The organism is Dapis hubbardiae BLCC-M172, assembly GCF_050016015.1.
In the GTDB taxonomy this organism is placed as follows: domain Bacteria; phylum Cyanobacteriota; class Cyanobacteriia; order Cyanobacteriales; family Microcoleaceae; genus Trichodesmium.
The window spans coordinates 21,649-24,337 of the sequence record NZ_JBNHEQ010000277.1; the positions used below are offsets into that span (position 1 = coordinate 21,649).

The following is a 2,689-nucleotide window of genomic DNA, read 5'->3' on the forward strand; positions in this document are numbered from 1 at the left end:
TGTCTGTGATGGCTGTGTAGTCATCTGGGGCGATGGCTGTTGAGTCGCTTGTGTTATAGTTTATGGTTACTGGTTGGTTGCTGGGTTGGTCTAGGGTGATGGTGAATGTGGCGATACTATCTTCTTCCTTGACTATGATATCGTTGACGCTAATAGTAGAAGGGTTGGGAGTGACATCTATATTAATAACATTGGCTGCTTCACTGTCATCTATGCCATCATTGACTGTAAATTCAAAGCTACTGGTATCATTGACACCATTGAGGTTTGGTTCTGCAGCAAAAACTAAGTTAGGAATGTCTGCTGCTGTAATGACTTGGTTGGTTGTAACGTCTATGCCGTTTAGTTGTAATGTTCCTACTGTGGGTGGGGTGCTGATGGTAATAGATGCTAGACTGTCCCCGTCTATGTCACTAAAACCAAATTCGGTTTCGGCAAATGTGTGGCTGCTGTCTTCGTTGATGGTTATAGTATTATCTGCTGCTGTAGGAGCATCGTTAACTGGGGTAACATCTATGGTGATGGTGTTGGCTGTTTGACTTTCTTCTGTGCCGTCGTTAACTGTGAAGTTGAAGTTGGCATAATTTGTGCCGTTACCATCTGCTTCTGGAGTAAATACTAAGTTGGGAATATCTTCTGCTGTGATTATTTGGTTGGCTGTTACGTCTATTTCGTTTAGTTGTAATGTTCCTGCTGTGGGGAGGGTGGTTATGGTTATAGATGCTAGAGTGTCTCCGTCTATGTCGTCAAAACTAAAGTCGGTTTCGGTAAATGTGTGACTGTTGTCTTCTTCTATGGTTATGGTATTGTCTGCTGCTGTGGGGGCATCATTGAGTGCTGTGACATCTATTGTTATGGTATTGGCTATTTGACTGTTTTCTGTGCCGTCGTTGACTGTGAAGTTGAAGTTGGTATTTGTGCCGTTACCATCTGCTTCTGGAGTAAATACTAAGTTGGGAATATCTTCTGCTGTGATAATTTGGTTGGCTGTTACGTCTGTTTCGTTTAGTTGTAATGTTCCTGTTGTGGGGAGGGTGGTTATGGTTATAGATGCTAAGGTATCCCCGTCTATGTCGTCAAAACTAAAGTCGGTTTCAGCAAATCTGTGGCTGCTGTCTTCTTCTATAGTTATTGTATTGTCTGCTGCTACTGGAGCATCGTTAACTGGGGTAACATCTATGGTGATGGTGTTGGCTGTTTGACTTTCTTCTGTGCCGTCGTTAACTGTGAAGTTGAAGTTGGCATAATTTGTGCCGTTACCATCTGCTTCTGGAGTAAATACTAAGTTGGGAATATCTTCTGCTGTGATTATTTGGTTGGCTGTTACGTCTATTTCGTTTAGTTGTAATGTTCCTGCTGTGGGGAGGGTGGTTATGGTTATAGATGCTAGAGTGTCTCCGTCTATGTCGTCAAAACTAAAGTCGGTTTCGGTAAATGTGTGACTGTTGTCTTCTTCTATGGTTATGGTATTGTCTGCTGCTGTGGGGGCATCGTTGACTGGGTTAACTACCACATTAACTCTATCTGTATCAATACTAAAGGCTGTAGTCTCACCATTGGTACTAACATCTATGTTTGTGCCTCCTGTACCAAAAGTCTGGTCCCAAGCGCGGAATGTCAGGCCATTGGTTATGCTGCCGTTAAAGTCTGCTGTGGGGGCGAATAATACCCTGGTGTTGGCATCGTCTGGTAATAATAAGGCACTGGTTTCAGATACCACGCCTACTGGAGTCCAGGTTGTGCTACCATTAGTAGTGTAGTGCCAGACACCATTTGTTTCATCTACTGCGGTAATAGCGATACCTGTAACAGGAGGGGGGGTGGTGTCAATATCAGTAACATTAGCGGTTAGATCAACTATTTCGCTGACTAGGTTGCCTACTCCTCCGATGGGTGTTGTGTCTTCATCTACTGTTAATTCAATATCGGCGGTTGCTCCAATGGCATCTAGAGTGTTATTGAGGACTGGGGCATTGTTTTCAGCGTTGACTGTTATTTCTAATGTTTGGGGTGTACTGTCTATAATACCGTCGTTGACTGTTATTGATATAATCCGACTAGCGGTTGGGTTTTCGGAAATATTTTGGTAACTGATGGCTTCTATTAATGCTTCTACAGCAGCAACTGTAGCGTTGGCAGTGGTTAGGCTTATTTCTAAAATATTACCGTTGACTCCGTTATTGATAATATCAATATTACCTATAAGGTTCCCTTCGTAGGTAATATTTGTCCCGTCGAAGCCTATTTGACCTACTCCAGTACCAATATTAGCAACGGTTAGTTGGTTTTCAATCCCTCCACCAATAGTGTAGTCAATAATAATATTACCACCGTTAAAGTCATTGCTATCTGAGGTGAGAGTAACATCGCTATCTATTATTTGTGCTGCTGGGTTGACAATACTTTCGGTGAATGTGGCGGGGTCTAAGTCAGTTAAGACTGGGACAGATATTGTTTCATAAAGGACAATTTTTTTGTCGTCGAAAGAAGCGCTGAGAACATCAACATCCCCATCACCATCCACATCCGCTGCAAATACTGATTCGGGTCTATCAGCATTAGTAGATATCGTCTGTTCAGTGAAGTTATTACTGCCATTGTTGAGGTACAGGGCGATTTTGTTGTCATCTGCTAAAGCGCTGAGAACATCAACATCCCCATCACCATCCACATCCGCTGCAAATACTGA

Annotated in this window: 1 protein-coding gene; it reads right to left on the bottom strand. The window is 42.8% G+C overall.

Features of this window, described 5'->3' with window-relative positions; genetic code table 11:
• Positions 1-2,689 (bottom strand): beta strand repeat-containing protein (locus ACP6PK_RS25915; RefSeq protein ID WP_426563917.1); only part of this gene is annotated, 2,689 nt, incomplete at both ends.